This window comes from Streptomyces sp. JLBG701, assembly GCF_058544905.1.
On sequence record NZ_CM178588.1, the window covers coordinates 9,056,614 to 9,083,133 of the forward strand.

Here is a 26,520-nt window from a genome sequence, read left to right on the forward strand (position 1 = left end):
TGTCAGTCGCCCCGTCCCCCGAACGCCCGCAGGATGCGCTCCGCGGCGAGCGTGGCCGTCAACTCGCCCTCCCTGACCGCCTGTTCAAGGCCGGGCGCGAGGGATCGTACGGCCGGATCCGCGTGCAGTCGGCCGAGCAGTTCGTCGCGGACCATCGTCCAGGTCCAGTCGACCTGCTGGTCACGGCGTTTGGCGGCGAGGCGGCCGGTCGAGTCGAGGAGGGTGCGGTGCTGTTCGAGGCGCTCCCAGACCGTGTCCAGGCCCAACGACTCGCGGGCGCTGCAGCTCAGCACCGGCGGAGTCCAGACCGCGTCGTGGCCGTGCATGAGGCGCAGGGCGCCCGCCAACTCCCGTGCGGCGGCCTGCGCGTCACGCTCGTGCGGGCCGTCCGCCTTGTTGACGGCGATCACGTCGGCGAGCTCCAGGACGCCCTTCTTGATGCCCTGCAACTGGTCGCCGGTGCGGGCCAGGGTCAGCAGCAGGAAGGAGTCGACCATGTTCGCGACCGCCGTCTCCGACTGGCCGACGCCGACCGTCTCGACCAGCACCACGTCGTAGCCCGCGGCCTCCATCACCACGATCGACTCGCGCGTCGCCTTGGCGACCCCGCCCAGCGTGCCCGCGGTGGGGGAGGGGCGGATGAAGGCCGCCGGGTCCACGGACAGGCGTTCCATCCGCGTCTTGTCGCCGAGGATCGAACCGCCCGTACGGCTGGAGGACGGGTCCACGGCGAGCACCGCGACCCGGTGCCCCAGCGAGGTCAGCATCGTGCCGAACGCGTCGATGAACGTCGACTTGCCCACCCCCGGCACACCACTGACCCCGATCCGCCGCGCCCGCCCGCTGTGCGGCAGCAGTTCGGTCAGCAACTCCTGTGCCAGCGCCCGGTGTTGGGGACGGGTGGACTCGACGAGCGTGATGGCGCGCGCGATCAGCGCCCGCTTCCCGTCGAGCACGCCCTTCACATAGGTGTCGAGCTCGATCACAGGCCGTGCCCGAGATCGGCCGAGAGCCGCTCGACGAGGTCGTAGGCCGCGTCCGGGATCACCGTCCCGGGCGGGAACACGGCCGCCGCGCCCATCTCAAGCAGGGTCGGCACGTCCTGCGGCGGGATCACCCCGCCCACTACGATCATGATGTCCTCCCGGCCCTCCGCCGCCAGCTCCTCGCGCAGCGCCGGTACGAGGGTCAGGTGGCCGGCGGCCAGCGACGAGACGCCCACGATGTGCACGTCCGCCTCCACCGCCTGCCGGGCCACCTCGCCCGGGGTCTGGAACAGCGGGCCGACGTCCACGTCGAAGCCGAGGTCGGCGAAGGCGGTGGCGATCACCTTCTGGCCGCGGTCGTGCCCGTCCTGGCCCATCTTGGCGACCAGGATGCGCGGGCGGCGGCCCTCGGCCTCCTCGAAGGCGTCGACCAGGGTGCGGGTGCGGTCCACGGAGGGGGACTCGCCTGCTTCGTTGCGGTACACCCCGGCGATCGTACGGATCTGGCCCGCGTGCCGCCCGTACACCTTCTCCAGGGCGTCGGAGATCTCGCCGACGGTGGCCTTGGCGCGCGCCGCGTGCACGGCCAGCTCCAGCAGGTTGCCCTCACCGCCGGCCGCCCGCGTCAACGCGTCCAGCGCGTCCTGGCAGGCCCGTTCGTCGCGCTCCGCCCGCAGCCGGCGCAGCTTCTCGATCTGCTGGGTGCGTACGGAGGAGTTGTCGACCTTGAGCACGTCGATCTGCTCGTCCGTCTCCACGCGATACTTGTTGACGCCGATCACCGGCTGGCGCCCGGAGTCGATCCGGGCCTGGGTGCGGGCCGCCGCCTCCTCGATGCGCAGCTTGGGGATACCCGCGTCGATGGCCTTGGCCATGCCGCCCGCCGCCTCGACCTCCTCGATGTGCTGCCAGGCCCGGCGGGCAAGGTCGTACGTCAGCTTCTCCACGTAGGCGCTGCCGCCCCACGGGTCGATGACCCGGGTCGTGCCCGACTCCTGCTGGATCAGCAGCTGGGTGTTGCGGGCGATGCGCGCCGAGAAGTCGGTGGGCAGGGCGAGCGCCTCGTCGAGGGCGTTCGTGTGGAGGGACTGCGTGTGGCCCTGCGTCGCGGCCATCGCCTCGACGCACGTGCGCGTGACGTTGTTGAAGACGTCCTGTGCCGTCAGCGACCAGCCCGAGGTCTGCGAATGGGTGCGCAGGGAGAGGGACTTGGCGTTCTGCGGGTCGAACTGCCTGACCAGTTTGGCCCACAGCAGGCGCGCCGCGCGCAGCTTGGCGATCTCCATGAAGAAGTTCATGCCGATCGCCCAGAAGAAGGAGAGCCGGGGCGCGAACGCGTCGACGTCAAGGCCCGCTTCACGGCCCGCCCGGATGTACTCGACGCCGTCCGCGAGGGTGTACGCCAGCTCCAGGTCGGCCGTCGCACCGGCTTCCTGGATGTGATAGCCGGAGATGGAGATGGAGTTGTAGCGCGGCATCCGCTGCGAGGTGAAGGCGAAGATGTCGGAGATGATCCGCATCGACGGCTTCGGCGGATAGATGTAGGTGTTGCGGACCATGAACTCCTTGAGGATGTCGTTCTGGATGGTCCCGGCCAACTTCTCGGGCGGTACGCCCTGTTCCTCCGCCGCCACGATGTACAGCGCGAGGACCGGCAACACCGCGCCGTTCATCGTCATCGACACCGTCATCCTGTCCAGCGGGATGCCGTCGAAGAGCTGCCGCATGTCGTAGATCGAGTCGATCGCCACGCCCGCCATGCCGACGTCACCTGTCACGCGCGGGTGGTCGCTGTCGTAACCCCGGTGCGTGGGCAGGTCGAAGGCGACCGACAGGCCCTTCTGGCCGGCCGCGAGGTTGCGCCGGTAGAAGGCGTTGGACTCCTCGGCGGTGGAGAAGCCCGCGTACTGCCGGATCGTCCAGGGCTGGTTGACGTACATCGTCGAGTAGGGGCCGCGCAGATACGGTGCCATGCCCGGGTACGTCCCCAGGAAGTCCAGGCCCTCCAGGTCACGGCCGGTGTACAGCGGCTTGACCGCGATGCCCTCCGGCGTCTCCCAGAAGGTCTCGTCCCCGCCGAGCGCCTTGCGCCAGTCCTCGGCGCTGCCCTCGGCGGTGGGCGTCCCCAGCTCGATTCCGGAGAAGTCGGGGATTCCCATCAGGACACTCCGATGCGGTCGAGGGTGGCGGAGAGCACGGCGACGGCGTCGCAGCCCGCGAAGACGTACGCGTCGACGTCGGTGTACTGCCCGGGACGGCCGGCCAGGAACACATGTGAGGCGCCCGCCGACTTGAGGTCCCGGGCCGTGTCGGCCGCCCGCTCCTCGTACAGCGCGTCGCTGGAGCACAGGCAGGCCTCGGTGGCACCGCTGTCCTCGAAGGTGCCGTCGGTGACCGGCTCGATGCCGCCGGCCTGGAAGAGGTTCGAGACGAAGGTCGTGCGGGCGGTGTGCGCGGCGGCGGGGCCGATCGCGGCCAGGTAGACGCGGGGCCGGGAGCCGGTGGTGGCGAGGTGGGCGTCCGAGCGGGCGCGCAGGGTCTCGAACGCCTCGTCGCGCCGCACGCGCGGGAGTCCGCCGGACGGGGGCTCGGGAGCGGGCTCGCGCTCGATGGGGCGCTCGGCGAGGAACGGGAACTCGCTGACGCCGGTGATGGGTTCGCGGCGCTTGGCTAGCTTCGCGCTGCGCGCCTCCCACGTGGTGGCGAGAGCTTCACCGAGCCGGCCCGAGCGCAGGGCTGTCGCCTGGCCGCCGAGACCCTCGATCCACTGGAAGAACTCCCAGCCCGCGTGGGCGAGTTCGTCCGTCAGGCGCTCCACGTACCAGGAGCCGCCCGCCGGGTCGATCACCCGGGACAGGTGCGACTCCTCGACCAGGATCGTCGACGTGTTGCGGGCGATACGGCGCGCGAACGCGTCCGGCAGGCCCAGCGCGTGGTCGAAGGGGAGGACCGTGACGGAGTCGGCGCCGCCGACCCCGGCGGCGAGCGTGGCGACCGTCGTGCGGAGCATGTTCACCCACGGGTCGCGGCGCGACATCATCACCGGCGAGGTCACGGCGTGCTGCACCTGCGCCCCCGCGCCCGCCGCCCCGCACACCTCGGCGACCCGCGCCCACAGCCGGCGGGCCGCGCGCAGCTTGGCGATCGTCAGGAACTGGTCGGCGGTGGCCGCGTACCGGAACTCCAGCTGAGCACAGGCCTGTTCGACCGACAGGCCCGCCGCGGTGAGGTCACGGAGGTAGGCGACGCCGGTCGCCAGGGAGGTGCCCAGCTCCTGCCCGGCCGAGCCGCCGGCCTCGTGGTACGGCAGCGCGTCCACGGTCAGGGCGCGCAGCCCCGGGTACTCCTCGGCGCACAGCCGCGCGAGCGAGGCGGCCGGCGCGAAGGCCGACTCCACGCCCGTACGGGCCTCGTGGCCCAGCGGGTCCGCGCCGAGATTGCCGCGCGCCGCGTCCTTGGCGACGCCCCGCTCCTCGTACAGACGCAGCAACTCCCGTGCGGCGGGCTCGACCTGGTCTCCCGCGTCCAGGACGACGGGCGCCAGGTCGAGGAACACGCCGTCGAGCACCTGGCCGAGGGACGACACGGGGATTCCGCTGCCGCCGACGGCCAGCCACAGCGAGGTGACGCCGTTCTCCAGGTCCGTGAGCACCGAGCCGTTGTCGGCGGCCGTGTGCCGCTGCCGTACGTCCCAGCCGCCGCCGATGTCGGCCCCGGCCCGACTGCCCCGCACAAAGGGGGCGAAACCGGGGAAACCGGAGTCGGGCGCGCTGTCGTTCGCGGTGTACAGGGGGCGGGTGCGCAACCCGTCCTCCAGCGCGGTGGACAGGGCGTCCTCTGCTGCCGTGCCGGAGACATCCTTGCCCGACTTGCGCAGAACATCCGCCACCAGGCGTTGCCACTGCTCATGGGTCGCGTCAGGGAACTCGGCGGCCAGGGAGAGCCCGTCGTCAGGCAGGACCGTCATGCTCGGATGCTAGGCCAGGCCGCCAAAGGAGCGCAGCGGACATGGCTGTGACCTTGCACTCGTCGGCAATGTGACCTCGCCCTCTCCGCCGTTCACGTCATGCCCGGGCCCGCCGCGCGACGGCTGTTCCCGCCCGGAGCGCGGCCACGGGATCGGCCGCCTCGTCCAGCTCGACGAGCACGATTCCGGCACCGGGGGTACGGGACATCGCGTCGGCCCAGCCCGGCCAGTCCACGATGCCGGTGCCCAGCTCGGTCATGAAGGGCTGCTGCTGGGCGAAGACCGTGTCGTCGATGACGAGCTCCACGTCGATCGGCCCGACCGCGTCCTTCCAGTGCGCCAGCACGATGCGCTGCGCGTGGCGGCGGGCAACGGCGACGGGGTCGCCGCCCCCGAGCGCGATGTGGCAGGAGTCGGGGCACAGCCACACATAGCGCGGGTCGGTGAGGGCCATGAAGAGGTCGATGTCCCGCTCGTACCAGAGCGTGCTGTTGGACTCGGTGTGGAAGGCGAGCTTCACCCCGTGCCGTGCGACGGCCTCGCCGACGACATGGGCGATGTCGGCCATCCGGGTCATGTAGGCGGCGTCGACGAAGAAGGGCGGGCGGGTCCCGAACGTCGTACGCATCGGCAGCCCGGCGATGAGCAGCTCCGCCCCGACGTCCGCGAGGAAGGCCGCGCGGCGCTCGGCGTCGGCGACGATCGCGTGCAGGTTGTCGCCGTCCCGCCAGTCCGGGCTCTCGCTCCCGGCGATGAAGGCGCTCACGACGGACAGCCCCCGGGCCGCCAACTCCCGCCGGAACGACGGCGCGTCACCGAAGGCACGCAGGGCCGAGTCGATGTCGCCGGGCGCGAAGGTCAGCTCGATCCCGGTGACCCCGGCCTCCGCCAGCGCGTCCATCACCCGCTCCCAGAAGCCCCTGGGGTGCTCGACGGCCCAGTCGCGCACGGCGTCCGCGGAGTCGAGGCTCCAGAAACCCGGGTGGTAGAAGGTGATGACGTCGGTCGCGAATAGCGGTTCGGCGTCCCCTCCCGGCCGGGTCATTCGGCACCCGCACGGGCGTTGTACACGACGATGCCGGCGGCCGCGTCGATGGCCTCCCGGTAGCCGCGGAACACGGCAAGGGCTTCATCCCGCAACACATCGCCTACGACCTTGATCCCGCGTGCCTCGAACTGCTCGGCCCAGTCCGCGCCGAGCGGGCCCTCGTCGAACGTGGTGATCTCCTCCAGCTCAGGTCCCTCCCCGGCGACCACGAGGCCGCGCACCCCGGACCACATGGTGGCCCCGTAACACTGAATGCAGGGACGCCAGTTGACGACCAGCTCGTGCGCCGGCATGCCGTCGCCGCCGAGGTCCCAGCCGCCGGTCGCCGTCTGGGCCAGGCCGAGGGCGACCACCTCGGCGTGCGCGCCAAGCGCTCCGCTGGATTTGCGGCTCGTTCGCCGCGGGCCGGTGGGGGCTGGTCGCGCAGTTCCCCGCGCCCCTTGCGGGGCGCGGTTCCGCCCCCGACATTCCCAAGACCGCTTGGATCCCCAGGAGGCGAGGACGACGTTCACGCCGGCAGAGACGATCAGGCTGGTGTCCTGCTCGGTGCTGAGTGCGCCGTACTTCTTCGCGACGATCACAACTGGACTCCCGTCAGTGCAAGGCGTGCCGCGACGGCACGGGCGGCCCGTACGGCCGTCACCGCGCCGGTCAGGGTGACGTTGGCGGCCATCGGGGTGGGGATCACGCCGTTGCCGGCGAGGTACAGGTTGTCGTGGCCCCACACCCGGCCCTCGGGGTCGCACACGCTGGTGCCGTCGTCGGCGGCGCCGGCCCGGACGGTGCCGGTGAGGTGCAGCGAGGAGCCGGGCGGGAGCAGCGCGCGCTCGGTCACGGGGTCGAAGGAGCCGAACTCCTCGGCCAGCGCCCGGACTTCGTCGAGTGCCCGTCCGATCAGCGCGCGGTCGGCGCCGGAGTAGCCGAACTCGACGCCGATCCGCGGCATCCCGGCGAGGTCGGTCTCGGCCGGCGAGAACACGAGCCGGTTCTCGGGGCGCGACGCGAGAGGGACGTACAGCGAGAGGCCCACGGAGTGCGCGAGGGGGCGGCCGTCCTCGTCGACGTACGTCCGGTTCATGATCTGGCCGTGGAACGGCTGTGCGGCTCCGTTCTGCGGCAGCCAGAGCGAGTCCGTGCTGAACTCGCCGACGCGCGGCAGGGGCAGGGCGTCGACGCCGATGCCGAAGCGGTCGAGGTCGAGCAGGACCCGGGCGGTGACGAAGGCGTGCTCGTTGAGGTGGCGGCCCAGTGCCGGGGGCCGGATGCCCGAGGCGAACAGCAGTTGCGGGGTGCGCAGCGCATCGGCGCACACCACCACGGCGTCCGCGTGCAGTTCGGACTCGACGCCGTCGGAGACGCGACGCAGCCGGGCGCCGGCGACCCGGCCGTCGTTCTCCGACACGATGAGCGAGGTCGCGAGGGTGCCGGTCAGCAGGGTGAAAGCGGGATCCCCGCCCGTGGCGATCGCAGGGAAGATCGTGCCCGGGGCCGTGCGTGGCAGGGGGCCCGAGGCCGTCGCGGTGACGGCCATGGGCATCGGCTGCGGCTGCCGGTCGGCCGGCCCGAGGCCGTCGTAGCGCCGCCGCAGTACGTCGAGCACCAGCCGGCCGACCTCGGTCGGGCCGATCGCGGCGGGCGTGACCGCGAGCACCCGGGACGCGGTCTCCAGGTCCGCCGCCCAGCGGGCCTGGTCGCCGAAGTCGAACACCTCGTCCCCGGCCGGCCACGGTGTAGCGGCGGTCCAGTGCACGCCCATACCGCCCGCGTTCCAGGCGAGCGCCGTCGCGGGCATCGCCTCGGCGTCCTCCCCGAACGCGAGCGCGTGGAACATGCCCGGCGTCAACTCGGTGAGATTGTCCGCGACTTCACGCACCACCTCGGCGCCCGTGTACATGCCCTGAACGCCAGTGCCGACCTTTTCGTTGTAACGCGACCACAGCGCAGGGTCGTCGACGTCGTGCAGATGCAGGCCGGGGACCTCGCCGATCGCGTCGCCGCCGTCGACCATCGTGATGCGCAGCGCCGGATCGGTCTCCCGCAGCAGGCGGGCCACGACGGATCCCATGATGCCGCTGCCGACGACGAGGACGTCGGTGCGAGGGGTGCCGGTCAAAGGGGGGACTCCTGTCATGTGGGGGGGAGGGTGCTCAGGCGGTCGGGACGAGCGGGCCGAACAGCTCGGTGTCCATGCGGTCGAGCGCCAGCTTGACGGCGCCGACGAGCGCGGCGTCCCGGCCCAGGACGGTGGCCCGCAGTTCGACTGCCGGGGTGCGGGCCCGGCGCAGCGCCTCGCGCACCCGGGGCAGCAGCACATCGGCCGCGTCCTCCAGACCACCGCCGAGCACGATGAGGGAGGGGGCGACCGTCCACGACAGGGTGGTGAGGATGGACGCGATGTTCTCCACGAGCTCGTCGACCTCGGCGAGCGCGCTTGCGTCACCGGCCCTGGCCGCCTCGAAGTGGTCGAGTGCGATGGCACGTTGGGCCGACTGCGGTGAGGTGAGCCAGGCGACGGGGCTGTGCTCGACCGAGTTGGCCGGCAGCGACACCGCCTCCACGATCTCGCCCGCGGCACCGTCAAGTCCCCGGTGCACGGCCCCTCGTATGAGAATGCCGAGGCCGGTCCGGTTCCCGAGCATCGCCCATACGACGTTGTCGTGGTCGCCGGCCACACCACGCCAACGCTCGGCCAGCGCACCGAGGTTGGTGTCGTTGTCCGCGAACCAGGGCACCCGGATCCGCCGCGAGAGCTCCTCGGGAAGGTGCACGCCTGCCCACTGCGTCGTGTGCACCAGCCGCCGCACGACTCCCTCGTCGTCGATGGCACCACCGCTCGCGACCGCACCGGCGCGCAGCCGGTCCGCCGACCCGCCCGCGTCTTCGAGCGCCTCCCGCACCAGTGCCGCCACGTCGTCGAGCGTGACCTGGGGATCCAGGTAGGCGCGCAGCGGCCGCTCGGCCCGGCCGAGGATGCGTCCGCGCACATCGGCGACGACCGCGGACGCGCCCGAGGTGGTGATCTGCGCGGCCGCCAACAGCGCGTGCTCGGCGCGCAGTTCGTAACGTCGGGCGGGGCGCCCCGCACACCCACTGGTCGGCACCCGGTCCAGCTCGGTCACCCAGCCCGCCTCGACGAGTGAGTCCAGGATCAGCTCGATGGTGCGCCGGGAGAGACCGGCCTGCTCGGCGAGCTCGGTCAGCGTCTTCGGGCCCGCCGACACCGCCAACGCCCGCAGGACGACTGACGTGTTGACCCGTCGTACGGCGCTCTGGTTCATGCCTGCCATCAGCACGCCTCCCTCACCGCATTCCCGTTCCGGAGATGCCCTGGACGAAGTAGCGCTGGAGGAACAGGAAGAGGACGAGCACCGGAAGCATCACGACGATCGCGCCGGCCAGCAGCAGGCCGTAGTCGGTGACGTGGGCGGCCGCCTGGCTGGTGGCGGCGAGGCCCACCGGGAGGGTGTAGGTGTCCATGCTCTGGGCGACGACCAGCGGCCAGATGAAGTTGTTCCACGAGGTGAGGAACGACATGATCGTGATCGTCGCGACCGCGGGGCCGGCCAGCGGGAGGAAGATCCGGAAGAAGATCCGGAACTCGCCCGCCCCGTCGATCCGGGCCGCTTCGAGGAGTTCGTCGGGGATCGACATCGCGTACTGCCGCATGATGAAGACCGACAGCGGCAACGCCACACCGGGCAGGGCGATTCCGGTGAGGGTGTCCGCCAGGCCCAGGTCGACGGTGATCACGAACTGGGTGATGAAGACCGTGGTGACCGGCACCATCATCGCCGCCATGACCGCGCCGAACGCGAGCCGCCTGCCCGCGAATTCGAGCTTGGCGAGCGCGTAGCCGGCGGCCGACGCCGCCACGATGTTGCCGGCGACCACCATGGCCGCGACCACGACGCTGTTGACCATGAACCGGCCGAAACCCTCGGTCCTGAACAGCCGGACGAAGTTGTCGAAGGTCACGTGGTGGGGGAGCAGGGCGCCGGGGGCCGAGCGGATCTCGTCGAGACTGCGTAGCGAGCCGCTGATTCCCCAGAGGAACGGAAGCATCGTGAGCAGCCCGCACAGCACCAGCGCGCCGTAGAGCAGGGGTTGGGAGACGGACCGGCGGCGCGAGGCGATCCGCTCGGTGGCGGGGTGGGCGTTCTCCAACGCGGCTAGGGCGGTCATGAGCGGGGCCTCAGCAGTCGGAACTGGACGATGCTCACCAGGGCGACGAGCGCGAGCATCACGAAGGACGCGGCCGAGGACATCCCGAACTCGCCCGCCCCGAACTGGTGGTAGGTGAACAGCGCCACCGACTCGGTCGAGCCCAGCGGGCCGCCGTCGGTCAGCAGATACGGCTCGTCGAACACCTGGAGGTAGAAGACGGTCAGCAGCACCGAGACCATGAGAGTCGTGGGCAGCAGCAACGGCAGGGTGATGTGGCGGAGTTGGCGCCGGCGGCCGGCCCCGTCGAGGGACGCGGCCTCGTACACGTCCTCGGGAATCGCCTGCAACCCGGCGAGGAACAGCACCATGGCGGTACCGAAGTTGCGCCAGACACCGAGCAGGATGACCACGGGCATGGCCAGGTTCGGATCGTCCAGCCAGTTCGGTCCGGCGAGGCCGACGGCACCGAGCAGCCTGTTGACCGTGCCGTCCGCGTGGAAGGCGTACTGCCAGATCAGGGCGACCGCGACCACGTTCGTGACGACCGGCGCGAAGAAGAGGGTGCGGAACACCCCGCGCAGCCGCCGGATGCCGGAGTTCAGCGCGAGGGCCAGCGCGAATCCGACGCCCATGGTCAGCGGCACACCTACGGCCACGAAGAGCGCGGTGTTGAGGATGTCCCGCAGGAAGATCTCGTCCTGGAACAGCCGGAGGTAGTTGTCGAGCCCCGTGACGTTCACCGCGAAGGGATGCCGCAGATCCGTGCCCCGCAGGTCGGTGAGGCTGAACCCGAGGGCGGCGACGGTCGGGATCGCGGTGTAGATCAGGAACACGACGGCAAAGGGCGCGAGGAACAGCCAGGCGGTGGCCGTCCGCCGGGCGCCCCGGGAGCGAAGCGTGTTGCGCGGCGCCCCCGGGCTGACGGTGGTGGTCATCGGCGGCTCACTTCGCGCCCGTACCGAGGCTCTCGGCGTACGCCTGGACGTTCGAGGCGGCCTTCGCGGCGGTCTGCGTGCCCTTGGCCACCGCCTCCATCTCCTTGCCAAGCCGGGTCGCGACCTGCTGCCAGCTGCTCACCTGCGGAAACGCCCTGGTGTTCTTCAGCTGGGTCAGGAAGGCGTCCAGCAGCGGCTGGTCCGCGATGGCGGAGTCGTCCCAGGCGGAGATGACCGCCGGCAGCGAGCTGTACGCCTTGTACTGCGACACCTGCGTGCTCGGCTTCGCCAGATACCGGATGAGCTTCCACGACGCGTCCGCGTTGCCGCTGCCCGCGAGCACGCCCCAACTGCCGCCCGCGGAGAAGGAGGAACTGGCCGAGGCCCCGGCCGGCAGCGGTGCGGTGGCGACGTGGGACGCAGTCCAGCCGTCCTTCTTCGCCGCGGTGTCCAGCTGCCCGATGACCCACGGGCCCGTGATCACCGTGGCGGTCTTCCCGGACACGAAGTACGGCTGCGCGTCCAGGAACGTGGGCCCGCTGGTGTCGGCGGTGCCCGAGGTGAAGAACGACGCGTTGTACTTGAGCGCCTCGACCATCGCCGGAGTGTCGAGCGTCCACTTCCCGGAGGAGTCGACCAGCGAGCCGCCGGCCTGCCAGGCGTACATCGCGACGTCCTGCCCGTTGAAGATGTCCCAGCCGATGTCGGCCCCCAGACCGTGCCCGGCGCCGGCACTCTGGAGCGCCTTGAGGAACGGCACCGTCTCGTCCCACGTGGTCGGCGCCTCGACGCCCGCCTTCTTGGCGAGATCGGAACGGTAGACGAGCGCGTACGTGTACGCGTACCAGGGCACCGCGTAGGCGACGTTCTCGGCCACACCCGCGTCCCAGAGACTCTTGAAGAAGCTGTCCGGGTCGACGAGACCGTCCGGCACGGCCTGGAGGATCGACGGGTCAAGGAACTGCGCCTGCGACTCGGGGAAGAACTGGGCGACATCGGGCCCCTTGCCCGCCGCGATCGCCGACTGGAGCTTGGTGTAGTAGTCGGAGTTCGGTATCAGCGTGAACTTCACGGTGACGTCGGGGTTCGCGGCCTTGAAGGGCTTGATGACCTTGTCGAGCACGTCGGCATCGCCCTGGGCGGCCCAGACGGTCAGGGTGCCGGTGGCCGGGGAGTCGTCGACGGGCTGCGCGGTGGCTTTCGCGGTGGCGGTGTCATCGCCGCGTCCACAGCCCGTCAGGGCGAAAGCGCCCATGAGAGCCATGCCCGCGGTCAGCTTGAGGGCGCCGCGTCGGGAGGGATTGGACACTCGGGGCTCCTGTCTCATGAAGGCGCAAGTCGCTGAGGACAGCGATGGGATTTCGGGGGGAAGTAGCTTTTTCGGCTGATGGCGAAGCTATGAGGCACGCATTTCGGCCAAGTGGCGGACCCATCACGAATAATTTCGGAACTTGTAGCGAAATCGATTTGGGGTGATTTATCGCGATCCGAAAATGGGTGGCAGAGCGCGGCGGGGATGCGTACCGTTCCGCACGATGACCACATACTCTGCTGGCAGATTGGGGGTCCCGACCGCGCAAGGTGAGTGCTGATGCTCACCTCGACCGCGGACGGGAATTCCCGCCTTTCCTTCTGGCCGCGCGTGCGCGAGTTCGCCGTGCCGCCCTCCATGATCGAGACCGCGACCGGCCGCCGTGGCGTGGGCGACTGGGCGGGAGCGTGCGCCGCCGCGGGCTTCGACGTCGATCTCGGCCTGCGCTCCGTCGCACGCACGTATGGCCAAGAACTCGCGACCCAACTCCGGGCGGATCTACGTCACTTGGTTCCCGACCTGCTGCGCTGGCACATGCCGAGAATCGCTCCCGACGGGTTGCTGCGTCCGGGGTTGACGATCTCTCTGGCTCGGTACGACGCAGTCGGCCGGGTGCACCTCGTGGCCCGTACCGCGCCCGCCTGGGCGGATGCCGGCCAGCGGATCAGCCTCGCGGTGTGGGACGGGACCAACTCCGGGGCCAACTCCGGGGGCGGCGACCGCCGTTATCCGCACCCGCATCCGAACCGACGGTTCCGCCTCGACCTGCACCGGCATCTCTGGGATGCGCGCAGAACGGACGAGCTGCGGATCCGGTCCGGGGCGGCCGATCGGCTGCCCGCCGACGATCGTGGCTGGGCCGTTCACCGCTGGGCGGCCGAGGCGGGGATCCTGCTGCACGCCGAGGGGCGGTCCGCCGGGCCCGTCCTCGTACGACTCGGGGCACGGCGTCGGCTGGTCCTGGACATGGCGGACGACGACGGGTCGCCCTCGACCAGGAGCGCGGCGGCGTCGACGGACAGGGGCGGCACCTCCGCACTGCCGGTCCTGCCCGACGCCGCGACCTGGATCCTGCCCGACCTGGAACTGATCCGCACCGGTGCGATCGAGGTCGATCGGCTGCACCCGCTGGTCGCCAGGGCGCTGGTACCGGATCGTCCGCCGACAGCCGCGCCCCGGATCCCGGACCCGCCAGGACAGCCCCGCCTCGTGGAGTGCCGGGGAGCCCAGCACCGGATCGGCCTGGTCGACGGGGTACTCGCCCCGCTGGACCACGACCCGGCCGAACTCCGCCGCGAGGAACTCCTGGTCGAACTGACCGGCACCCCGCTGCCCTGCCTCCGGGCGATCGACGAGGCACACCGTCACCCCGACTGCCTCACCGGCGTCCGCGAACGCCTGGACCACGGCGACATCGCCGGCGCACTGGCCGTCGTAGAAGGCCTGCTGGGTCCGGACGCGCTGCTGCGGGGCGGTGCTCTGCGCGACGAACTGGAGGCGGCCGCTCAACGGCGGATCACCTACGGGTTGTTCAGGACGGGCATGGTCGGCCCGGCTCCTGGATCAGGCCGCAACTGCCCTGTCGCGCCCCGCCCCCGCGACCGCCGCAGTCGAGCACGTCACGCAACCCTCCGCTGACCGGGGGATCTCCGCCCCGGGAACTGCTGAACTCCGGTGCGACAGCGCCCCTTTAGGGGCGCGGGGCTGTGTCCATTAGCGGCTCCGCCGCGGGGCGCGACCAGCCCCCACCGGACCCGCAGCAAACAACCCGCCTCTCAGCCCACCACGAACCCAAAGGTGATCACACATGCCCCAAAGCACATCCCAACTCGACGTAGCCGCCGACCTGTTGACCCTCCTCCGCGACACCACCACCGAAGCCCGCCCCGACACCCAACTGGAGGCCCTGACACTCGCCGTCGCCGCCGACCTGCCCGTACTCCTGTGGGGCGAGCCGGGAATCGGAAAGACCGCAGCCCTGACCCAACTCGCCGCAGCCCTGGACCTCCCGCTGACCACGGTCATCGCCAGCGTGCACGAGCCCTCCGACTTCTCCGGACTGCCCGTCGTAGGCGACGACCCCGCGGAACAGGGGGTTCCGATGGCCCCGCCGGACTGGGCCGTACGACTGGTACGGGCCGGCCGGGGCCTGCTGTTCCTGGACGAACTGTCCACCGCGCCACCGGCCGTGCAGGCCGCGCTGCTCCGCCTCGTGCTGGAGCGGCGGATCGGTGCCCTCCAACTGCCGCCCGGCGTAAGGATCGTGGCCGCCGCCAACCCGCGGTCCTCGGCGGCCGACGGCTGGGAGCTGAGCCCGCCGCTGGCCAACCGGTTCGTCCACCTCCAGTGGACCCACGACCACGAGGTCGTCGTACGTGGCCTCGGCGGAACGTGGCCCCGGGCGACGCTGCCACGACTCGACCCGCGGAAGCTGCCGGAGGCCGTCGACTTCGCCCGGCGTGCGGTGTGCGGGCTCCTCGCCGCCCGCCCCGGGCTCGTGCACCGGCTGCCCAGCAACGAGACGCGCCGGGGCGGAGCCTGGCCCTCACCCCGCAGCTGGGACATGACGCTGAGCCTGATCGCCTTCGCGAACGCGGCCGGTTCCTCCCGGGAGGTGCTCTCCCTGCTGGTCAGGGGAACCGTGGGGGACGGTCCGGGGCTGGAGTTGCTGGCGAGCGTGGACCGGATGGACCTCCCGGACCCCGAGGCGGTCCTCGCCGACCCGGAGGGTGCCGACCTGCCCGAACGGGGGGATCTGCGCCAGGCCGTGCTCGACGGAGTGGTCGCGGCCGTCCGCGCGCGCCCGGACAAGTCCCGTTGGGACGCGGCCTGGGCGCTGCTGGTGCGGGCGTTGGAGACCGGAGCCCCTGACCTGGTGGTCGTCCCCGCCACCACACTGGCCTCGCTGCGCCAGGAGGACTGGGACGTCCCGGCCTCGATCGAGCGGCTCGCCGGAGTGGTGACCCTGTCCCGTCGGGCGGACCGAGCGGCGGGCCGGGCCGCCGCGCTCACGGCGAAGGCGGGCCGATGAACCCGGATGAACCGATGAACCCGCACGCGCCGAGGGCGACCCTCGACCTCGACAAGCTCTACACCGCCCGACTGCAGGCGGCCCGTGCCCGTCCCTACCTGGCGACGGCACTGTTCGCCCTGCACACCGTGGAGTCACGGCAGGTGCCGACGATGGCCGTCGACCGGCACTGGCGGTGCTACGTCTCACCGACGTTCGTGGACCGGACCCCCGTGGAGGAACTGGCCGGGGTGTGGGTGCACGAGGTGTCCCACCTGCTGCGCGACCATCACGGGCGCGGCGACCGGTACGCGCACGAGCGCGGGCTGACCGGCCCGGGGGAGCGGCTGCGGATGAACATCGCCGCGGACTGCGAGATCAACGACGACGCGTACGGCGACGGGCTGGTCCGGCCCGAAGGCGCGGTCGACCCGGCTTCCCTGGGGCTGCCCGAGGGCGAGCTCATGGAGGAGTACCTGGGCAAGTTCCGGCTCGGGCCGCACACGCTGGACCTCTCCTGGCTGGACTGCGGCAGCGGCGCCGACGGACTGGGACGGGAGTGGGAGCTGGGCCCGGACGGCGCGCACGGCCTGAGCGAACAGGAACGGGACGCGGTCCGCTTCCGGGTGGCGCAGGGCATCACCGGCCGCCCGGGGAACGCCTCCAGGAAGTGGCAGCGGTGGGCGGAGGAGGCGTTCCATCCGCCGCAGCCCTGGCGGGAGTTGCTGGGGGCGGCGGTCCGCTCGGCGGCCTCCGGACCCGGGGTGGGCGAGGACTACACCTACGGCCGGCCGTCGCGGCGCTCCGCCGGGATGCCCGGCGTCGTCCTGCCGAGCCTGAGACGCAGGCCGCCCCGGGTCTCCGTGATCGTCGACACCTCCGGATCGGTCAGCGACGCCGAACTGGGCAGCGCGTTGCTGGAGGTCGCCGCGATCTGCCGTGCGGTGGGTGGCCGCCGCGACCTGGTCAGCGTGGTGCCCTGTGACGCGTCGGCCGGGATGGTGCACGAGCTGTGCCGTGGTGAGGGAATTCCGCTGGTGGGCGGTGGCGGTACGGACCTGCGCACGGGTTTCGCCAGGGCGCTCCGCGCACGCCCGGCACCGGACGCCGTAGTGGTCCTGACCGACGGCCAGACACCCTGGCCGAGCACCCGACCACCGTGCCGGACGGTGGTCGGCCTGTTCCCTCGCCGCCGCGCGTACCGATCGGCGAACGAGAACGATCCCGACTACGTCCCGGACACACCGCCCGACTGGGCCCGAGTGGTCGAGATCGACTCGGCTCGCGCGGCTTGACCGCCGTCGGAACGGCGGCTACCGCGGCGCTCGGCTCCCAACCGGGCGTAGTAGTCGATGAGTTCGGGATAGTCCACCGAGGCGAGGTTGACGACGTGTTCGGCGAAGGCGCCCTGGAGGAGGCGTTTGACAGGGACTTCGAGTTTCTTGCCGGTACGGGTGTGGGGGATGGCCGGGACTTCGAGGATCTCGTCGGGTACGTGGCGGGGGGAGGCGCCGCCGCGGATCGCCTCCTTGATCCTGTCCCGGAGGGCGTCGTCCAGAGTCACCCCGGCCGCCAGGACCACGAACAGCGGCATCCAGTAGCCGCCGTCGGGTTCCTCCGCCCCGATGACCAGGGCTTCGGTGATCTCCGGGAGGCGCTCGACGACGTCGTGGATGTCGGCGCTGCCCAGGCGCACACCGTTGCGGTTCAACGTGCTGTCGGAGCGGCCGTGCACGATCACCGAGCCGTGTCCCGTGACCGTGATCCAGTCGCCGTGCCGCCACACACCGGGGTACGAGGTGAAGTAGGCGTCGCGATAACGGCTGCCGTCGGGATCGTTCCAGAAGCACAGCGGCATCGACGGCATCGGCCGGGTCACCACCAGCTCGCCCACCCGGTCGACCACCGGGAACCCCTCGGCGTCGTACGCGGCCAGCGCCACGCCCAGGTGAGGAACCGACAACTCGCCCGCCCAGACGGGGGTGGTGGGTGCGCTGCCGGCGAAGCCGGAGGCGATGTCGGTGCCGCCGCTGATGGAGGCCAGCAGGACGCGGTCGCCCACGTGGTCGCGGACCCAGGGGTAGGCGGAGGCGGGCAGGGCGGAGCCGGTGCAGCCGACGACGCGGATGGACGACAGGTCGTGCACGGACGGGTCGATGCCGAACTTGGCCATGGCCAGCAGGAATTGGGGGCTGGTGCCGAACACGGTGACGTGATGGCGGGCCGCCAGTTCCCAGAGGATGTCCGGCTTGGTGAGGAGGGCGGGGCTGCCGTCGTAGGTGCAGGTCGTGGCACCGGTCAGGAGGGTCGAGGCGACCAGGTTCCACATCATCCAGTGGGTGGTGGTGTACCAGAGGAGCCGGTCGCCGGGGCCGAGGTCGGAGTGCAGGCTAAGGGTCTTGAGGTGTTCCAGGAGCACTCCACCATGGCCGTGGACGATGCCCTTGGGCAGGCCGGTGGTGCCGGAGGAGAAGAGAACCCACAGCGGGTGGTCGAACGGCACGGCGGTACAGGCGAGTTGCTCGGTACGGGTGGACGCGTCCTCCCACGGCACGATCAGCGACGGGTACGCGCCCGACGGCCAGGGCAGGCCCACGTGGTCCACCAGCAGCGTCGCCTTCAACGTCGGCAGCGCGCGGGCGAGTTCGAGGACGGCGTCGCGGCGGTCGTGCGGGTCGCCGTTGAAGAGGTAGCCGTCGGCGGCGATCAGGACGGTGGGTTCGAGCTGGGCGAAGCGGTCGGCGGCGGCCTTGGGGGCGTAGTCCTGCCCGCACACCGACCAGATGGCGCCCAGGCTCGCGGCGGCCAGGAACGCCACGATCGCGTGCGGGGTGTTGGGCAGATAGCCGACGACCCGGTCACCCCTGCCGACGCCCAGGTCGCTCAGGGTGGCGGCGACGGAGGCGACCTGGGAGCGCAACTGCTGCCCGGTCACCTCGTACCCGGAGCCGGTCTCGTCCAGGGCGACGATCGCCACGTCGTCGTCCCTGAGATTGCGCAGGGCGTGGTGGGCGTAGTTGAGGGTGGCGCCGGGGAACCAGCGGGCGCCGGGCATCCGCTCCTCCTCCAGCACCTGCTCGTACGGGGTGTCCGCGTCAACGTCGAAGTACTCCCACACCGCACCCCAGAAGCCCTCCAGGTCGGTGACCGACCAGCGGTGCAGGGCGGCGTAGTCACGGTCGTCGATGCCTTGACGCCGGGCGAAGTCCGCGATGCGACTGGTCGCCGCCGCTTCCGGATCGGGCGTGAAGAAGGGGGCCGGGTACGGCGGGTTCATCGCGTCATGCTCCTCAACAGGCTTTTCTCAACGGTCCGTTGGGAAGGGAAAGGGCTTCGTGTGGTGTGCAGCAGGGACGCCCAGTCGGCCGTACCCGTGAAATCGCCGCCCCCGCGCGGGACTACGTCCATCACGACCCGGTCCGGACGCAGCAGCACCGCGTCCGCGCGGCCGGCGCGCAGCCAGGCGGCGAGCGTGCCGTCGTCGCCGAGGTCGGTCACCGGGATCGCTTGTATGCCGAGACCGTGGGCGAGCGCGGTCAGCGAGGGGCCGGGTTCCGTGGCGGTCAGGACGGCGAAGGAGTCGCCGAGCACATCGTCGAGGCGGGTGCGCCGTCCGCCGACGCTCACCCATGGTTGGGGGCAGTGCGTGCCCGCCAGGCCCCGGCGGACCCCGCGCCGCACGAGCGGTCCGGCGGTCAGGGGCGGGCTGAGGTCGCGGCCGACCAGTTCGGTCAGGCCGGGTATGCGGCAGGCCGCGGCCAGCGCCCTGCGGCGGATCGCGGCGGCGCCGTCCTGGCCGCCGGTCATGGCCCAGCCCATGGCCACCGCGAGCCGGACCACATGCCGGGCATGCGGCTTGCGTTCACTCTCGTAGGTCGCGAGCAGCCGCTCGTCGCCCCCCTGGTGGAGAACCCGGGCGAGCTTCCAGGTGAGGTTGTAGGCGTCCCGCAGTCCCGAGCACAGGCCCTGCCCGATGAACGGCGGGGTGAGGTGGGCGGCGTCGCCGAGCAGGAAGACCCGGCCGCTGCGCCAGCGGTCGGCTACGCGGGCCCGGAAGGTGTACCGCGTCTCGCGGACGACCTCGAAGTCACCGTCGGACGAGGGCGGCAGCCACGGGGCGATCAGCTCGCGGACCGTCTCCTGCCCTTCCCCGTGCCGGAACTCCCAGCGGTAGCGGGACTCGTTCACCCGCATGAAGGTCCCCGGCCGGTCCGGGTCGCAGACTTGGTCGACGCCCTCCCAGCAGCGGACGGGGCCCGTCGTGTCGACGTCGATGACCTTCCAGTCCTCCTCGAAGCGCAGGTCCTCCCAGACACCCCCGATGGCTTCGCGGGTGAGGCTGTTGGCGCCGTCGCAGCCGAGGACCGCCTCGGCCCACAGCTCGTGCTCGCCGGCGTCGTCGCGGTAGGTGACGCGTACGGGTCCCGTGGTGTCCGGGCCGACGCCGGTGACCTCCACGTCGCTACGCAGGTCGCATTCCGGGCGCTGGGCCAGGGCGTCGCGCAGCACTCGTTCCAGTTCGGGCTGGTCGAACATGCTGGACTGCGGATAGCCGTGGTGGCCCTGCTGGGAGCGCCGGAACTCGGCCATCACCCGGTGCCGGGCGTCCAGCAGTCGCAGCCCGCCTGCCGGGCGGGAGATCGCGGTGAACTCCTCGCCGACGCCCGCGGCCTGAAGGATCCGGTGGATCTCGTCGTCGTTGGCGACGGCGCGCGGCAGTGGGTAGACGTCCTGATGGCGTTCGAGGACGACACTGCGGACTCCGCGCCGGGCCAGGAGAAGGGCGGCGGTCACGCCCACCGGCCCGGCCCCGACGATCACGACGGGCACACGTGCGGCTTCGTCGACGTTCATGTGCGGCTCACCTCGGGTCCTCAGTTCGCGTCCGTGACGGACGTGCGTTGCTCGCCGAGGTCGATGCGGCCGTCCGGGGTCGCGATCGTCGCCGTGATCACGTCACCCGCGTGCAGGTAGTGCGGGTTGCGGGCCTGGCTCTTGAAGAACGCCTTCCACTTCACGGCGGGCGGCAGCAGCGCGCCGATCTTCTCGACGACCTTCGGCGGAGCCTTGAGCGCCGTGCCGCCGGGGGTGCCGGTCAGCAACAGATCGCCGGGATCGAGAGCCTGGAAGCGGGCCAGCAGGGTCAGCGCCCGCGCCGGTCGGACGATCATGTCGGCGAGGGTGCGGTCCTGACGCAGGTCCCCGTTGACGCTCAACCTCAGCCGCAGGTCCAGCAGATGGGCGAAGTCCTCCGGCTCCAGCAGCGCCAGGTACGGCCCGGTCGGCGTGAAGGTGGGGTACGACTTGCTCTCGTAGAACTGCGTCTTCGTCAGCTGTACGTCACGGGCGCTGACGTCATTGGTGATGACGATCCCGGCGACGTACGAGGGCAGGTCCCGCTCCTCGACCACGGTGCCGACAGACAGCGGCGCGCCCATGACCAAGCCCAACTCGACCTCGTAGTCGAGGAAGTTCACATGCGACGGCCGGACGATCGCCTCGCCCGGGCCGCTCACCGAGCCGGACGCCTTGCGGAAGAAGGTGGGCGGGATGTCGCCGGTGAAGCCCGAATCGCGGGCGTGGCTGCGGTAGTTGACCATCTGGGCGACCACTCGGCAGGGGGTGGTGACCGGGGAGAGGGCGACCAGGTCGGCGACGGGCGTGCCGGGGTCGCCGCTCGCAGCGGCCTCCCGCACCGCGGCCCGGTCGGCCAGCAGCTCCGCGGTGGTGACGGCCTTGGTGTCGACCGGGACGGCCCGGTCACCGAGGACGACCCACCAACCCTCGGCGGTGCGCAGGATGTTGGTGCTCATGAGTTCGCCGCTTTCAGCAGGCCCAGCAGTCGGCCGGGGTCGAGTTCGTTGTCACCGCGCAGGGCCTGGACGACCTCGCGGATCCGTTGGGGGGAGGGGCTGGCGCCGAGGAAGTCACGGGTGGCCGGCGGGCCCCACTGGGCGAGACCGCTCGTCGACATGGGCGCCCAGCCGGGTTCGAGGTCGCTGGAGAACAGGTCGCCGTCGGCGAAGTGCTCCAGCATGAAGCGGTCGGGGTCGCGCCAGTAGTCGAAGAGCTGGCTGCCCTGGATGTGCCGACCGATACCCCAACTGCGCTGATAGCCACGCTCGTTGAGGTACTCGCCACCGGCCGCGAGCGAGTCCAGGTCGGTGACCTGGTAGGCGGAGTGGACGTAGCCGTTGCCGGGCCCGAGATGCATGGCCAGGGTGTGGTGATCGACCGCCACGCTCCCCTGGTCGCAGCGGATGAACGCCATCGTCGGACCGCGCCCGCGCTGCCCGTCCAGGAACAGGAAGTCGGACACGATCATCCCGAGCGTCTCCAGATACCAGTCCAGGGCCCGTGCGAACACCCTTGTCTCCAGCACCACATGCCCCAGGCGCTGGATACGGGACGGTTCACGGGACGGACGCTGGGTGGCGTTCGTACGACGGTGATCCGGGCCGAAGTTCAACAACAGCGGCTGCTGTCCGGGGAGTTCGGGCAGCGGCTCGGCGCCGTGCACGACCCGGACCGGGAAACCCGAGGGATCGAGCAGGTCGACGACCTTGCCGCCCCCAGGCGCATCCGCATCCCGTACGTCCGTCCCCGTCGCCCGGGCCAGCCGGTCCAGGTCGGCCCGCTCGGCCGCGCGGAAGGCCGGGCCGATGAACCGGGACGTGCGACCGCGCCGGATCACCATGCAGGGCGGCCCCGCGAAGGTGCCCCGCAGCCACAGGCTGTCCGGGGTCCGGGCGGCCACGGCGAAGCCGAAGTCCCGCGCGAACACCTCCGCCCGGTCGAGGTCGGGCTTCTCGAACTCCAGCCAGGCCAGGTCGGCCGCTTTGATCACCGGATTGCGAGCGCGCCCCGGATGCTCACCCCGCGAGCCGCCCAGCTCGCTGTGGAGGTCCTGATGGGCCGTCCTGGACATGGCGTCCTCCAAGCAACATTGCCGTAATGACGAAATCATCAAACTTGATGCCATCGTCGTCAAGAGGTAAGCAGCAGGAAATGATGGGTTCATCAGAACTGTGATCCTCATAGTCACCGCAGCTAGACTCGCCGCATGCCTACGTCAGCCCCGCCCGGCAACCGCTTCGAACGGCGCCGCGCCGAGACCCGCCAGTCCCTCGTGCGCGCGGCCCGGCAGATCCTCGCCGAGTCCGGGGACACCAGCGCGAGCATCCAGGCGATCGCCGAGCGCGCGGACGTCGGCTTCGGCTCCTTCTACAACCACTTCGAGTCGAAGACGGAGCTGTTCGACGCGGCGGTGGTCGACGCGCTGGAGGAGTTCGGCCGTACCTTCGACGAACGCCTTCAGGACATCGACGACCCGGCGGAACTCGTCGCGGCGGGCTTCAGGCTCAGCGCCCGCATGGCCGAGTCGCACCCTGAACTCATGCAGGTCCTGCGCCACCGCGGCCTCGGCTACCTCCACTCCGACTCGGGCCTGGCCCCACGCGCCCTGCGCGACCTGGAGGTCGGCGTAGCCTCCGGCCGTTTCACCATCGCCGACCCGACCGTCGCGCTGACCGCCCTGGGTGGCTCCCTGCTGGCGCTGGTGGAGTTGCGGTTCGCCCGCCCGGAACTCGACGGCGACGAGACCGCGTCCAACCTGGCCGAGATGCTGCTGCGCATGCTGGGAGTCCCGCCGGAGGACGCCCACGAGGTCGCCCGACGCCCGCTGCCCGACCTCGACTGAGGGGCCGGGGGGATCACGCGGAAGTGGAAGCGGCAGCGGAAACCGACCCCGGCCGGAAGGTGACCGCCCTGCCCGTGAACCGGGCGCTGATCCCGCTCTCCGTGGTGGTGACCGACCGCAGGCGCAGCCCCTCGGGGATGTTCCGGAGGGGTATGGGCTCTTCCAGGGCCTTGTCGAGCAGCGCCTTCGCGGGAGGGATCAACTCGCCCCGGGTGACGCGCACATCGGTGAAGGCGATGCGGTTGCCGCCGACCGCCGAGACGACCGCACTCACGCTCACATCACCGGCGAGCGGCAGGCTGACAGCCGCGTCGACCCGCCCCGGCTGCTCGCCCTGAGAGACCTCCAGACCGAGCGCGCCCGACACATCCTCGTACGACAGAAAGGCGGTCGCCTCGACACCGCTCGCACGGGCCACGTCGGCACTCCCCGAGGTCTTCAACCCGTCGAGCCCGACGGCCAGTTCCGTCACGGGCAGGGGCCGGTCCGACCCGCTGGCGGGTATGTCGTGGGCGGTGATGTCGACGTGCCGGAGACTGCCCCGGGCCAACTGAGTCGCCACGGGAAACCCCGTGACGTGCACCGAAGGCAACTCAGGCGTCCCCATGCCTTCCTGAAACGCCACCGCCGTACGACGCTCCGCGCGGCCCGCGGCGACCCGATCGACGACGACGCCACCGACGAGCAACACCGCCAGGGCCACGCCGGCAAGGAGCCTGCGGCACCTCCAGGGGGCAGGGGGGCTCGCATACAGGGCGGCGTCACTGTAGTAGGGCTCGCCCACCACGGTCTCCTCGTGATGCTGGGACGGGTACATGGCGTTCCTCTCGGTTTCGCGGGGGATGTGATCTCGGGGGGTTCGGCGGCGTCCCGAAGGGGCGCGGGGAACTGCGCGACCAGCCACGACGCCGACGCCCGACGCCCGACGGCACAGCGCGGCACTCGCCTAGGCGCTGACGGCCTCGGGACGCCTGAGCTCGCGAACCCGCGCGACGGCGACATCACGATCTGCCCCCACCGCAATCAGCGCGGCGGTCGTGCTACCGGTGCCGTCATCGCTCCAGGTGCCGACGTTCACGCACTCCAGCAACGCAAGCAGCAGCCCTTCGACCGCCCTGCTGAGCGGCTCGGCCGGGACGCCGTTCCGGAAAACCCCCTGCCGCTGCCCCCGCTCGATGATCGCCGTAGCCGTGTCCCGGGCGGGCGCCAGGACTTCGTCCACCCGCTCCGCCCCCAGATCCTGCGGAGCAATCCGCAGCAACGTGCGATAACGATCGCCGACGGGCCACAGAGCCATGACGAACCGCGCCATCGCGGTGACGGCGTCTGGGTCGGGGCCGGCGTCGGGGTCAGGGACCGCCACGCCCGCCAATGCGCACCGCAACGCTTCCGCCGCATCCGCGGCAAGCCCTTCGACCAGCGCGGCCCGCCCGGCGAAATGGTCGTAGACGGTACGCCGCACCACGCCGGCGGCCTCCGCGATGTCACCGAGGCTGCTGTCGGGATCACGGCCGAGTTCCTGCCTCGCCGCTTCCAGGATGCGGGCCCGGGTGAGCCGCGTCTGGCGTCGCCCGCTACCGCTGACGTGCGGATTGGTCATGTCGGACCTCCGGTCGACGGGGAAGCGCAACTCGATAGTTGCACATCGATGGGCAAGAAACTAGTCTGCACATCGTTGGGCAATTAAGTCCCCGTCGATTCCCCAGGAGCTCCCGATGCCGCTCTTCGTCAACACCCCCGCCGAGAAGATGACGGAGCCCTATCCACGCCGCTGGTGGGCGCTGCTGGTCCTGTGCCTGAGTCTGCTGATCGTGGTCATGGCGAACACGTCACTGATCGTGGCCGCCCCCGACATGACCAGCGACCTGGGCCTCAACAGCAGCGACCTGCAGTGGGTCATCGACGGCTACACCGTCCCGTACGCCGCGCTGATGCTCGTACTGGGCTCGATCGGCGACAAGTACAGCCGCCGCGGCGCACTCGTGCTGGGTCTGCTGATCTTCGCGGGCGGCGCTGTGATGGGCGGCCTGGTCGACGCGACCGGCCTCGTCATCGCCGCCCGCGCGATCATGGGCGTCGGCGCCGCGGTGGTCATGCCGGCCACGCTCTCCCTGCTGGTCGCGATGTTCCCGCGGGCGGAGCGCGCCAGGGCCATCACGGCCTGGAGCGCCACCTCCGGCCTCGCCATCGCCGCAGGCCCGCTGGCCGCCGGCTGGCTCCTGGAGAACCATGCCTGGGGCTCTACCTTCCTGATGAACGTCCCCCTCGCGCTCCTCGGCGTCATCGGCGCACTGATCCTGGTGCCGCCGTCGAAGGCGGAGAAGATGGGCCGGATCGACTACGTCGGCGGCCTGCTGTCGATCGTCTCCGTCGGCAGCCTGGTCTACGCCACGATCGAGGGCCCGCACTTCGGCTGGGGCGTCGGCCCGATCGCCGCGGCCGTCATCGCCGGCGTCGGCCTCGCGGCCTTCGTCGCCTGGGAACTGCGCCACCCCCACCCCATGCTGGACGTGCGCAAGTTCAGGGAGCGCCCCTTCAGCGGCTCCATGCTCGCGGTGCTGTTCTTCTTCTTCGGCACCTTCGGCTCGATCTACTACTCCACCCAGTTCCTGCAGTTCGTCCTCGGCTACAACGCGCTGGAAACGGGCGTACGACTGCTGCCGCTGGCCGGAGCCGTCTTCGTCGGAGCCGCGGTCACCGGACGGGTGGCCCCGAAGCTGGGCGTGAAGCTGGTGGTGGGCACCGGCATGCTGATCGGCACGGCGGGAGTCTTCCTGCTCGCGCAGATCGAGTCGGGCTCGGCGTACACCGACTTCCTGGCGCCGCTGGTGCTCCTCGGCTTCGCGATCGGCCTGAGCCTGTCCCCGGCCACCGACACCATCATGGGTTCCTTCCCCGAGTCGGAGCTGGGCGTCGGCGGCGGCGCCAACGACACCGCGCTGGAACTCGGCGCCTCCCTGGGCATCGCCATCCTCGGCTCGCTCCTCGCCACGTCCTACAAGGACAAGCTGACCGACCTGGTCGGCGGCCAGCTGCCGGCCGCGGCCCTGGACACCGCCAAGGACTCGGTCGGCGGCGGCCTCGCGGTCGCCCAGCAGGTCGCGAAGGACCCCTCCGCCGGACCCCAGCAGGCCCAGACCCTGGTCGACGCGGTCCACGAGTCCTTCGCCCACGCAATCGCCCAGACCAGCCTCATCGGCGGCATCATCATGGCCGTAGGAACCGTGATCGTCCTCGTGGTACTGCCCGCCGGCAACCACCGCGCGAAGGAGCCGGTGGAGAAGGCCGACCGGGACGGGGAGTACGCCGACAACGCATGTCGGTGAGCCGCGCTCACCCGGACGGGCCCGGCCGGTGGCGACGGCCGCCGCGCGATGGTGGCCTGGCCATCCCGGCCCG

The 26,520-nt window shown here is 71.2% G+C and carries 20 protein-coding genes and 1 pseudogene; 5 read left to right on the plus strand and 16 right to left on the minus strand.

Annotation, left to right across the window (positions count from 1 at the left end; all coding sequences use genetic code 11):
* Positions 1–2: 2 nt before the first annotated feature.
* The 10 genes and pseudogenes from meaB to AC5DRG_RS41565 form a co-directional block, all read right to left on the minus strand.
* Positions 3–986: a methylmalonyl Co-A mutase-associated GTPase MeaB gene (gene meaB, locus AC5DRG_RS41520; RefSeq protein WP_491805021.1), complete on the minus strand. Its 984-nt coding sequence runs from the start codon at positions 984–986 to the stop codon at positions 3–5.
* Positions 983–3,145 (minus strand): methylmalonyl-CoA mutase, encoded by a 2,163-nt coding sequence (scpA, locus tag AC5DRG_RS41525; RefSeq protein ID WP_491805022.1) that lies wholly within the window; start codon positions 3,143–3,145, stop codon positions 983–985. The genes meaB and scpA overlap by 4 nt, the downstream gene beginning before the upstream one ends.
* Positions 3,145–4,953, minus strand: a complete 1,809-nt coding sequence (locus AC5DRG_RS41530) for a methylmalonyl-CoA mutase family protein (RefSeq protein ID WP_491805023.1) — start codon at positions 4,951–4,953, stop codon at positions 3,145–3,147. The genes scpA and AC5DRG_RS41530 overlap by 1 nt, the downstream gene beginning before the upstream one ends.
* 97 nt (positions 4,954–5,050) lie before the next feature.
* Entirely contained in the window at positions 5,051–5,998 is a 948-nt protein-coding gene (locus AC5DRG_RS41535) for a sugar phosphate isomerase/epimerase family protein (protein WP_491805024.1), read from the minus strand.
* A pseudogene (locus AC5DRG_RS41540) lies at positions 5,995–6,381 on the minus strand (tRNA-specific adenosine deaminase); the annotation flags it as partial. The gene AC5DRG_RS41535 and the pseudogene AC5DRG_RS41540, both read right to left, overlap by 4 nt.
* Positions 6,382–6,578: 197 nt before the next feature.
* Positions 6,579–8,114 (minus strand): GMC oxidoreductase, encoded by a 1,536-nt coding sequence (locus tag AC5DRG_RS41545; protein WP_491805025.1) that lies wholly within the window; start codon positions 8,112–8,114, stop codon positions 6,579–6,581.
* A gap of 34 nt (positions 8,115–8,148) precedes the next feature.
* The gene (locus AC5DRG_RS41550) at positions 8,149–9,279 is read right to left on the minus strand and encodes an ROK family protein (protein ID WP_491813295.1); all 1,131 of its coding nucleotides are present in this window, start codon (positions 9,277–9,279) and stop codon (positions 8,149–8,151) included.
* A 22-nt stretch (positions 9,280–9,301) separates the two neighbouring features.
* Positions 9,302–10,183, minus strand: a complete 882-nt coding sequence (locus AC5DRG_RS41555) for a carbohydrate ABC transporter permease (RefSeq protein WP_491805026.1) — start codon at positions 10,181–10,183, stop codon at positions 9,302–9,304.
* The gene (locus AC5DRG_RS41560) at positions 10,180–11,100 is read right to left on the minus strand and encodes a carbohydrate ABC transporter permease (RefSeq protein WP_491805027.1); all 921 of its coding nucleotides are present in this window, start codon (positions 11,098–11,100) and stop codon (positions 10,180–10,182) included. The genes AC5DRG_RS41555 and AC5DRG_RS41560 overlap by 4 nt, the downstream gene beginning before the upstream one ends.
* Positions 11,101–11,107: 7 nt before the next feature.
* Entirely contained in the window at positions 11,108–12,409 is a 1,302-nt protein-coding gene (locus AC5DRG_RS41565; RefSeq protein ID WP_491805028.1) for an extracellular solute-binding protein, read from the minus strand.
* A 282-nt stretch (positions 12,410–12,691) separates the two neighbouring features.
* Between AC5DRG_RS41565 and AC5DRG_RS41570 the strand changes: the two genes are divergently transcribed.
* The 3 genes from AC5DRG_RS41570 to AC5DRG_RS41580 all read left to right on the plus strand — a co-directional run bounded on the left by AC5DRG_RS41570 (position 12,692) and on the right by AC5DRG_RS41580 (position 16,717).
* Positions 12,692–14,050 carry a hypothetical protein gene (locus AC5DRG_RS41570; RefSeq protein WP_491805029.1) on the plus strand — a complete coding sequence of 453 codons (1,359 nt, stop codon included), beginning with the start codon at positions 12,692–12,694 and terminating at the stop codon, positions 14,048–14,050.
* A 169-nt stretch (positions 14,051–14,219) separates the two neighbouring features.
* The gene (locus AC5DRG_RS41575; protein ID WP_491805030.1) at positions 14,220–15,443 is read left to right on the plus strand and encodes an AAA family ATPase; all 1,224 of its coding nucleotides are present in this window, start codon (positions 14,220–14,222) and stop codon (positions 15,441–15,443) included.
* Positions 15,444–15,457: 14 nt separating this feature from the next.
* Entirely contained in the window at positions 15,458–16,717 is a 1,260-nt protein-coding gene (locus AC5DRG_RS41580) for a vWA domain-containing protein (RefSeq protein ID WP_491813296.1), read from the plus strand.
* Here AC5DRG_RS41580 and AC5DRG_RS41585 read toward each other — a convergent pair.
* Genes AC5DRG_RS41585 through AC5DRG_RS41600 form a run of 4 tightly spaced genes read right to left on the minus strand, consistent with a single transcriptional unit; the run spans position 16,651 to position 22,350 of the window.
* The gene (locus AC5DRG_RS41585) at positions 16,651–18,699 is read right to left on the minus strand and encodes an acetoacetate--CoA ligase (protein WP_491805031.1); all 2,049 of its coding nucleotides are present in this window, start codon (positions 18,697–18,699) and stop codon (positions 16,651–16,653) included. The two genes, AC5DRG_RS41580 and AC5DRG_RS41585, sit on opposite strands and share 67 nt — an antisense overlap.
* Complete coding sequence (gene mhpA / locus AC5DRG_RS41590; protein ID WP_491805032.1) at positions 18,696–20,276, minus strand: bifunctional 3-(3-hydroxy-phenyl)propionate/3-hydroxycinnamic acid hydroxylase MhpA; 1,581 nt, start codon at positions 20,274–20,276, stop codon at positions 18,696–18,698. The genes AC5DRG_RS41585 and mhpA overlap by 4 nt, the downstream gene beginning before the upstream one ends.
* 20 nt (positions 20,277–20,296) lie before the next feature.
* Positions 20,297–21,235, minus strand: a complete 939-nt coding sequence (locus tag AC5DRG_RS41595; RefSeq protein ID WP_491805033.1) for a fumarylacetoacetate hydrolase family protein — start codon at positions 21,233–21,235, stop codon at positions 20,297–20,299.
* On the minus strand, positions 21,232–22,350 hold the full coding sequence (locus AC5DRG_RS41600) for a VOC family protein (RefSeq protein WP_491805034.1): 1,119 nt from the start codon (positions 22,348–22,350) through the stop codon (positions 21,232–21,234). Before AC5DRG_RS41600 ends, AC5DRG_RS41595 begins: the two co-directional genes overlap by 4 nt.
* 135 nt (positions 22,351–22,485) lie before the next feature.
* Here AC5DRG_RS41600 and AC5DRG_RS41605 point away from each other — a divergent pair, with 135 nt between their 5' ends.
* Positions 22,486–23,121: a TetR/AcrR family transcriptional regulator gene (locus AC5DRG_RS41605; RefSeq protein WP_491805035.1), complete on the plus strand. Its 636-nt coding sequence runs from the start codon at positions 22,486–22,488 to the stop codon at positions 23,119–23,121.
* A 13-nt stretch (positions 23,122–23,134) separates the two neighbouring features.
* Here the strand turns inward: AC5DRG_RS41605 and AC5DRG_RS41610 are convergent, their stop codons facing one another.
* Both AC5DRG_RS41610 and AC5DRG_RS41615 read right to left on the minus strand, forming a co-directional pair.
* Positions 23,135–23,938 carry an LmeA family phospholipid-binding protein gene (locus tag AC5DRG_RS41610; RefSeq protein WP_491805036.1) on the minus strand — a complete coding sequence of 268 codons (804 nt, stop codon included), beginning with the start codon at positions 23,936–23,938 and terminating at the stop codon, positions 23,135–23,137.
* Positions 23,939–24,067: 129 nt separating this feature from the next.
* Positions 24,068–24,721 carry a TetR/AcrR family transcriptional regulator gene (locus AC5DRG_RS41615; protein WP_491805037.1) on the minus strand — a complete coding sequence of 218 codons (654 nt, stop codon included), beginning with the start codon at positions 24,719–24,721 and terminating at the stop codon, positions 24,068–24,070.
* Positions 24,722–24,836: 115 nt separating this feature from the next.
* Between AC5DRG_RS41615 and AC5DRG_RS41620 the strand changes: the two genes are divergently transcribed.
* Complete coding sequence (locus AC5DRG_RS41620) at positions 24,837–26,447, plus strand: MFS transporter (protein WP_491805038.1); 1,611 nt, start codon at positions 24,837–24,839, stop codon at positions 26,445–26,447.
* The last annotated feature ends 73 nt before the right edge of the window (positions 26,448–26,520 follow it).

Bases quoted from the DNA above. Each gene is read 5' to 3' on its own strand.
- scpA (WP_491805022.1), bottom strand. From the start codon at position 3,145: ATGGGAATCCCCGACTTCTCCGGAATCGAGCTGGGGACGCCCACCGCC.
- AC5DRG_RS41530 (WP_491805023.1), bottom strand. From the start codon at position 4,953: ATGACGGTCCTGCCTGACGACGGGCTCTCCCTGGCCGCCGAGTTCCCT.
- AC5DRG_RS41535 (WP_491805024.1), bottom strand. From the start codon at position 5,998: ATGACCCGGCCGGGAGGGGACGCCGAACCGCTATTCGCGACCGACGTC.
- AC5DRG_RS41550 (WP_491813295.1), bottom strand. From the start codon at position 9,279: ATGAACCAGAGCGCCGTACGACGGGTCAACACGTCAGTCGTCCTGCGG.
- AC5DRG_RS41555 (WP_491805026.1), bottom strand. From the start codon at position 10,183: ATGACCGCCCTAGCCGCGTTGGAGAACGCCCACCCCGCCACCGAGCGG.
- AC5DRG_RS41560 (WP_491805027.1), bottom strand. From the start codon at position 11,100: ATGACCACCACCGTCAGCCCGGGGGCGCCGCGCAACACGCTTCGCTCC.
- AC5DRG_RS41570 (WP_491805029.1), top strand. From the start codon at position 12,692: ATGCTCACCTCGACCGCGGACGGGAATTCCCGCCTTTCCTTCTGGCCG.
- AC5DRG_RS41575 (WP_491805030.1), top strand. From the start codon at position 14,220: ATGCCCCAAAGCACATCCCAACTCGACGTAGCCGCCGACCTGTTGACC.
- AC5DRG_RS41580 (WP_491813296.1), top strand. From the start codon at position 15,458: ATGAACCCGCACGCGCCGAGGGCGACCCTCGACCTCGACAAGCTCTAC.
- AC5DRG_RS41585 (WP_491805031.1), bottom strand. From the start codon at position 18,699: ATGAACCCGCCGTACCCGGCCCCCTTCTTCACGCCCGATCCGGAAGCG.
- mhpA (WP_491805032.1), bottom strand. From the start codon at position 20,276: ATGAACGTCGACGAAGCCGCACGTGTGCCCGTCGTGATCGTCGGGGCC.
- AC5DRG_RS41595 (WP_491805033.1), bottom strand. From the start codon at position 21,235: ATGAGCACCAACATCCTGCGCACCGCCGAGGGTTGGTGGGTCGTCCTC.
- AC5DRG_RS41600 (WP_491805034.1), bottom strand. From the start codon at position 22,350: ATGTCCAGGACGGCCCATCAGGACCTCCACAGCGAGCTGGGCGGCTCG.
- AC5DRG_RS41605 (WP_491805035.1), top strand. From the start codon at position 22,486: ATGCCTACGTCAGCCCCGCCCGGCAACCGCTTCGAACGGCGCCGCGCC.
- AC5DRG_RS41610 (WP_491805036.1), bottom strand. From the start codon at position 23,938: ATGTACCCGTCCCAGCATCACGAGGAGACCGTGGTGGGCGAGCCCTAC.
- AC5DRG_RS41615 (WP_491805037.1), bottom strand. From the start codon at position 24,721: ATGACCAATCCGCACGTCAGCGGTAGCGGGCGACGCCAGACGCGGCTC.
- AC5DRG_RS41620 (WP_491805038.1), top strand. From the start codon at position 24,837: ATGCCGCTCTTCGTCAACACCCCCGCCGAGAAGATGACGGAGCCCTAT.